We start from the raw sequence: 6,483 nt of genomic DNA on the forward strand, positions 1-6,483 counted from the left end.
GGGTTGGGGTTGGTCGAGCCGCCGTTCAGCGCGTTGAGGACGCCGGTGTAGGCGGCCTTCTTGCTGCCGTCGTTGTTGAACAGCAGCGGCGTGTCACCCGACCGCCAGGAGTCGCTGTCACGCACGCCCCAGACGGTGATGCCGAGGCAGCGCGACACGGCCAGGCAGTCGTTCACCACGGCGGCATACGTCGTGGACGAGGCTCCCTGGATGTCCAGTTCGGTGATCGCCACGTCGACACCCAGGGCCGCGAAGTTCTGCAGCGTGGTGCGGAAGTTGCTGTTGTAAGGGCTGCCGCTGTTGAAGTGCGACTGGAAGCCGACGCAGTCGATCGGCACGCCGCGCTGCTTGAAGTCCTTGACCATGTTGTACATGGCCTGCGTCTTGGCCCAGGTCCAGTTCTCGACGTTGTAGTCGTTGTAGCAGAGCTTGGCGGCCGGGTCGGCGGCCCGCGCGGTGCGGAAGGCCACCTCGATCCAGTCGTTGCCGGTGCGCTGCAGGTTGGAGTCGCGCCGCGCTCCGGAACTTCCGTCCTCGAAAGCCTCGTTCACGACGTCCCACTGGGCGATCTTGCCCTTGTAGTGGCCCATCACGCCGTTGATGTGGTCGTTCATCGCCTGGCGCAGCGAGCTGCCGCTGAGGTTCTGCATCCAGCTCGGCTGCTGGGAGTGCCAGGCCAGGGTGTGGCCGCGCACCTGCTTGCCGTTCTGCGTCGCCCAGTTGAAGACGCGGTCGGCGGAGGTGAAGTTGAACTGACCGCGCTGCGGCTCGGTCGCGTCGATCTTCATCTCGTTCTCGGCCGTCACCATGTTGAACTCACGGTTCGCGATCGACGTGTACGTCGAGTCGCCCAGCTTGCCCGAGGCGATCGCGGTGCCGAAGTACCGGCCGCTCTGCTTCGCCGCGGCACCGAGCGTGCTCTCGGCGGCGCTCGCGTTCGACGGGCCGACCAGTGCGGTGGCCAGGCCGACGGCGCCGACGGCCAGTGCCAGCACCGGGCCGCGGATCCTTCGGCGGATGTCGGATGTGGGGAGGGCGTACGAGCCCATGACTGTGCCTCCAAAGCGGGTATCGCGGATGAACGGCAGGACGGAAGAACTGACCTGAGGGCTGAGGGGCTGGACCGTAGGGGAACGCCCCTGGTCGCCCTGATGGGGCGGGCGGTGCGGACCGGAAGCGGATGACGCGGGGTCATGGCCCGTCAGGAACCTGCGGCGGTCGCCGGCGGTGTTGTGACACGAACATGGCGGACCTCACCGTCGCGGCTCGGCCGGGGGGGAACGCACGCGGCGTGCCCGTCTCTCCTCCTTGCGAAGGGACAGGACGCGCTGGTGCGAACCTCACCGGACCAGGTGATGTGTGGGGGGGCGGTCGTGCGCGTTGCGGTGCGGGTCTGTGGTGCCTGCAGGGGTGCCTGTGCCGTCTGTGGCCAGTCGTTCCAGTGGTGGATGATTGCGGGCCTGCAAGGGGTCGTCAATACACTCGGCAGAAAAACATTTCTCTCCGGACGTCGAAACTTTCGATTTGCTGTTGTTCCGGGTGGCGCTCCGGGTGTTCCGGCCGACCGAGTCAGTCAGGCCAGTTGGAGACAGGGAAAGGCCGCCGTTCACCCACTCTTCCCTCGCGGGGAGCCGTCGCACCGGTGTGAAATCCGGCCGTAGAACCTGGGAACACGCAGCTCGCGACCCCGAGATGTCCGAGCCTTCTTCGAAACATTTCGACGCGTCCTCGGGGCCGGTGACGGGTGGCCCGTGTCGGGACGTCGAGACGCGAAGGTGATCTGCCGTGTCGAGCCGCCCGGGCCTCGATCCGGGTCCGCAGCCGGACGCCGGGTCCGGGTGCCGGGAGGCGGACGCGGGTCACTCATGGGCCGGCTTCGCACGTTGCGCGAGGTGGCGGGCGCACGGAGGGCGTGCTGCTTCGCGACTTGTCGGGGGAGTGGCCGAGGAGACACGCAGCGGCAGCCCCGCGGAGGGCACGGAGCCGGAGCCCTCCCGGAAATGGGCCAGACAGCAAACAAACCCCAGGTCGCTGACCTGGGGTTTCGATCTGGAGCGGGTGACGAGAACCGAACTCGCGCTCTCAGCTGGGGAAGCGACGGCGTTCGGATGTGCCTGCGCTTGTGACCTGCTGGTTCCGCCGTGCGCGGCCCGCGACGCAGTGCCGGGAATCACCGCTGCGGACCGTGGTTCTGCGTCCGCACCGGCACGCGTAGGGCACGCTGTTCAGCAGCCTGCCGAGGACAGGGCAAGGTGCTCCGAAGTGTCTGTTCCGGAGCGTCAGACGTCTCGGATGATGACGCGGTCGCCGCACAGTCTGGTCCAATCGTCCCTGTCCGAGGTGAGGACGAGGGCCGGGGCCGGGGAGCGCAGGGCCATCGCGGCCACCAGGGCGTCGATCGCGTACTTGTGCCCGTGCAGGCCCCCGGCCTCCTTCAGCAGCTTCACCGCCTCGAGCGAGTCCTGCGGTGTCACGGCCTCGAGCCGGAGGCGGGAGAGGTGCCATTGAAGGTGAGGCATGTCGGTCCTGCCGTGTGCCGTCTCGACGACGGTCAGCGCCGAGACGCGGACGGGCAGTCCCGCTCTGCGGGTCGCCTCGATCCGCGCCGTCATCGCCCGGTCGCTACGCACGAGCAGCGACAGCGCCTGTGCATCGAGGACGACCGAGCGGGGGGCGTCCTCCTTCACGCGGCGTGCCGTCCTTCGTGGCCGGCGTCGCCGAAGAGCTCACGGGACGCGGCTTCGATCTCCGCCTCGGTCAGAGGGCCGTGCTCGGCTTCCTGAGCGGCGACGATCTCCGCCAGGCCGTCCATTTCGAGCTGATGCCGGACAGCCTCCGTGATGTAGGAGGACAGTCCGCGCTTCCCGGTCCGCTCCCGCAGCACCGCGAGCAGGTCGGCAGGGAGAGAGACGGAGATGTTCTCGGTGTTTCCCGCACGCTCGGTTGCCATGAAAGCAGTGTACGACAATGAGTAATACATGGACGCGGTCGAATGATCAGTCTGGTGAACACTCCACATTCCGATCCATCTCACCGCCGAGCCGAGCCGGAGGCGCCCCCTTGACTTCGCCCACGTCGGCGCCACAGTGCCCATCAGCAATCCCGTGTGCCAGCGCATTTGCGCAGAGCGTCTCCACGGGTGTCGCCGCAGCACCACTCGATGACGAGGTCCCGGAGTGATGCGTATAGCGGTTGGCGAACCCGTGCGGCTCTGCTGTTCTGTTCACCAACCGTGGACGACGCAGAATTCGGCTCATCAACAGGTGACGAACCTGTGGGCCAGTGCTGTCTGCTGAGTCGGCCCACTCCTCGGACTGCTCCCTTTCGTCGCGGGAGAGGCCGCCAGCGACGCCCGTCCACAGAAGTACTTCATCCTCACGTGGGGACGGAAGGCGGAGGGGGCCGTGATCGGAGCGGGCAACCGCGCTTGCCCGGAACACCCAGTGCGAAGCCACGGCTTGAGGCCGCACGGAGCGCCGGAAATGATCTGGACAACGGACAAACCCCAGGTCGCTGACCTGGGGTTTAGATCTGGAGCGGGTGACGAGAATCGAACTCGCGCTCTCAGCTTGGGAAGCTGATGTTCTACCATTAAACTACACCCGCCTGGACGCCGGATCTGTACCGGTGTCGGCGCCCTTACTGTACCCCATCCGAGGCTCCGCGTGCTGTCGCGCGGGGCCTCGTGGCGTTGGGTCTGCGGTGTGGCTCACAGGTGTGCGCAGCGGTGTGCGGGGCACCGGAGTTGGGGCGTACGGTGGGCCGCGCGTGGAGGGCCCCGACGGGGCCGGCCCGGTCGTCCGGCGGAGCCGGAGAGGGTCGGAGTGCCGCGTGGAGGGTCGTCCCTTTGATCCCGTAATGTGGCTTTCCTCGTCGGGTCTTCCGGTCCGGCGCGGTTCTTGGGGAAGGGACTTGAACGACTTGATGGAGAGCACCGTCGTCCGTTGTGCCGAAGGGCATGTGTTCACCGCGGCTTCGTTCCCGATGCAGCAGGCCGAGCGTCTCGGCCCCGGCCGGCTGATGCGGTGTCCCCGCTGTGCGCGGCTGCGCAGCGTGGTCCCGGTGTCGGCGGGTCTGCTGCAGAAGCAGTAGGCGGCGCGCGGCAGGCAGGCGTGAGCGCGGGGGTCGTCCGGCGGGGCCGGAGGCCCCCGCGTAGTCTTGCAGCGTGCTTCTCTCAGACCAGGACATCCGTGCCGAGATCGACAAGGGCCGGGTGAAGATCGACCCGTTCGACCCCGCCATGGTGCAGCCGTCGAGTATCGACGTCAGGCTGGACCGCTTCTTCCGGGTCTTCGAGAACCACCGGTATCCGCACATCGACCCGGCGGTCGAGCAGCCGGAGCTGACCCGGCTGGTGGAGCCGGAGCAGGACGAGCCGTTCATCCTCCACCCGGGTGAGTTCGTGCTCGCCTCCACCTATGAGGTGGTGAGCCTGCCGGACGACATCGCCTCCCGGCTGGAGGGCAAGAGCTCGCTGGGCCGTCTGGGCCTGGTCACCCACTCCACCGCCGGCTTCATCGACCCCGGCTTCTCCGGCCACGTGACGCTGGAGCTGTCCAACCTCGCGACGCTGCCGATCAAGCTGTGGCCCGGGATGAAGATCGGCCAGCTGTGCATGTTCCGGCTGAGCTCGCCCGCCGAGTTCCCGTACGGCAGCGAGCGGTACGGCTCCCGGTACCAGGGGCAGCGCGGCCCCACGCCGTCGCGGTCCTTCCTGAACTTCCACCGCACCCAGGTCTGAGGCAGGAGAGCACCATGGCTGACGTGACGGACGTGCGCGAGAACCTGACCTACGAGAAGTTCGGCGTGGCGGTGCGGGAGCTGGCCCACACCATCGCGGAGGACGGCTACCGGCCCGACATGGTGCTGTCCATCGCCCGCGGCGGCGTCTTCGTGGCGGGCGGCCTGGCCTACGCGCTGGACTGCAAGAACCTGCACCTGGTGAACGTCGAGTTCTACACCGGCGTCGGCACCACCCTGGACATGCCGGTCATGCTGGCCCCGGTGCCCAACCTGATCGACTTCTCCGACAAGAAGGTCCTGATCACCGACGACGTCGCGGACACCGGCAAGACGCTCAAGCTGGTCCGCGACTTCTGCCTGGACACGGTGGCCGAGGTGCGCAGCGCGGTGATCTACGAGAAGTCGCACTCCCTGGTGAAGTGCGAGTACGTGTGGAAGCGCACGGACGACTGGATCAACTTCCCGTGGAGTGTGGACAAGCCGGTGGTCAGCCGCGACGGGCAGGTCCTGGACGCCTGACCCGTCGCACCGGGCCCGTGAGCGAAGAGGCCCCCGACCGCGTGTGGCGGTCGGGGGCCTCTGCCGTGTCCGTGCTCGGCCGGCGGTGCGCGGCCGGGCGGAACGGCTGTGTCAGAAGGTGCCGAGCTTCACGATGGACAGCAGGGCGATCAGCTGGATCGCACAGGCGCCGAGCGCCTTCGGCCAGGGGATCTCGTGCGAGCGGGTCACCATCAGGGTGAGCAGCACGCCGCAGCCCAGCCAGGTCAGCCAGCCGAGCACCTGGACCACCGGGGCGTCGCCGCCCATGAACATGGCGACCAGCAGACGCGGCGCGTCCGAGAGGCACATGATCAGCATGGACAGGCCCACCGTCGGCTGCCAGGCGCCGTTGCCCCCCAGCTGGCGGGCGACCGTGTGGGTGACCACGCCGAGGATGAAGGAGCTCAGGATCATCGCCAGGCCGGTCGCCAGCACGATCGGGATCGCCGTGCTGAGGGTGGCGTCTATGACGTCCTCGCGGGCGCCGTCGAAGCCGAAGACGGCGAGCAGGCCGTAGACGAAGGCGACGGTGACCGCCGGGCCCCACATGCGGTAGTCGCGCATGCGCAGGAAGGTCTGGTTGGGCGACAGGACGATGCCCTTCAGCAGCTCCTTCCAGTGCAGCGGCGGGCCGATCGGGCCCGACGGGGCCTCCTCGCCGTACTGGCCGGCGTAGGGGTCCGCGTTCGGGTCCACCGAGAACGCCTGGGTGTGCCCCGGGTTGTTCGCCGCGTAGGGGTCGGGCCGGTGCGGGGCACGGCCGTGCCCCTGCGGGTGGCCGCCGCCGTACGCCGGACCCTGGTGGTGCGGGTGGTGCGGTCCGTCGTCGAAGTACTCCGGTCCGTCGCCGCCCGGCGCGCCGTAGCCGCCGCCCGCGCCGCCCGAGCCGCCGTAGGGCGGCCGCGGGGCGCCCTGGGGCGGGTACCCGTACGACGGCTGCCCGGCGGGCGGACCCTGCTGCCCGTAGGGCTGCTGCTGTCCGTACGCCTGCTGTCCCTGCGCGGGACGGTTGCCCCGTCCGCCGCGTCCGCTCCTGAATCCAGCCACGTCTTCGAACGTACCTGCTCCGGCGGTCCGGCGTGCGCCGGCGAGAGGGATGGGGACACCTTTGCTGCCGAGATGTGACATCCCGTAAGGGGAATCCCTAGGGCCCCCGGGCCCTCCTGCCGCATCCTGCGGAGTGCCCGCCCCGGCCGGGAG

7 protein-coding genes and 1 tRNA gene are annotated in these 6,483 nt (G+C 68.7%); 3 read left to right on the forward strand and 5 right to left on the reverse strand.

From position 1 onward, the window contains the following. The 4 genes from ACOV8S_RS26475 to ACOV8S_RS26490 all read right to left on the reverse strand — a co-directional run. The coding region (locus ACOV8S_RS26475) for an endo-1,4-beta-xylanase (RefSeq protein ID WP_448320800.1) at nt 1-1,049 on the reverse strand (1,049 nt) is incomplete at its 3' end. Nucleotides 1,050-2,279: 1,230 nt separating this feature from the next. Beyond that, nucleotides 2,280-2,687 carry a PIN domain-containing protein gene (locus ACOV8S_RS26480; protein WP_448320801.1) on the reverse strand — a complete coding sequence of 136 codons (408 nt, stop codon included), beginning with the start codon at nt 2,685-2,687 and terminating at the stop codon, nt 2,280-2,282. Next, complete coding sequence (locus tag ACOV8S_RS26485; protein WP_448320803.1) at nt 2,684-2,950, reverse strand: hypothetical protein; 267 nt, start codon at nt 2,948-2,950, stop codon at nt 2,684-2,686. Before ACOV8S_RS26485 ends, ACOV8S_RS26480 begins: the two co-directional genes overlap by 4 nt. Nucleotides 2,951-3,532: 582 nt before the next feature. After that, nucleotides 3,533-3,606: transfer RNA gene (locus ACOV8S_RS26490), tRNA-Gly, on the reverse strand. 306 nt (nt 3,607-3,912) lie between these two features. Here ACOV8S_RS26490 and ACOV8S_RS26495 point away from each other — a divergent pair. The 3 genes from ACOV8S_RS26495 to ACOV8S_RS26505 all read left to right on the forward strand — a co-directional run bounded on the left by ACOV8S_RS26495 (nt 3,913) and on the right by ACOV8S_RS26505 (nt 5,262). Beyond that, complete coding sequence (locus tag ACOV8S_RS26495; protein WP_448320898.1) at nt 3,913-4,092, forward strand: hypothetical protein; 180 nt, start codon at nt 3,913-3,915, stop codon at nt 4,090-4,092. A gap of 73 nt (nt 4,093-4,165) precedes the next feature. After that, complete coding sequence (gene dcd, locus ACOV8S_RS26500) at nt 4,166-4,741, forward strand: dCTP deaminase (protein ID WP_448320805.1); 576 nt, start codon at nt 4,166-4,168, stop codon at nt 4,739-4,741. A 14-nt stretch (nt 4,742-4,755) separates the two neighbouring features. Beyond that, nucleotides 4,756-5,262: a phosphoribosyltransferase gene (locus tag ACOV8S_RS26505; RefSeq protein ID WP_448320807.1), complete on the forward strand. Its 507-nt coding sequence runs from the start codon at nt 4,756-4,758 to the stop codon at nt 5,260-5,262. A gap of 111 nt (nt 5,263-5,373) precedes the next feature. Here the strand turns inward: ACOV8S_RS26505 and ACOV8S_RS26510 are convergent, their stop codons facing one another. Beyond that, nucleotides 5,374-6,411 (reverse strand): Yip1 family protein, encoded by a 1,038-nt coding sequence (locus ACOV8S_RS26510; RefSeq protein WP_448320808.1) that lies wholly within the window; start codon nt 6,409-6,411, stop codon nt 5,374-5,376. Nucleotides 6,412-6,483 lie beyond the last annotated feature (72 nt).

This window comes from Streptomyces sp. CO7 (assembly GCF_053474865.1).

Bases quoted from the DNA above. Each gene is read 5' to 3' on its own strand.
- ACOV8S_RS26485 (WP_448320803.1), bottom strand. From the start codon at position 2,950: ATGGCAACCGAGCGTGCGGGAAACACCGAGAACATCTCCGTCTCTCTC.
- ACOV8S_RS26505 (WP_448320807.1), top strand. From the start codon at position 4,756: ATGGCTGACGTGACGGACGTGCGCGAGAACCTGACCTACGAGAAGTTC.
- ACOV8S_RS26510 (WP_448320808.1), bottom strand. From the start codon at position 6,411: ATGTCACATCTCGGCAGCAAAGGTGTCCCCATCCCTCTCGCCGGCGCA.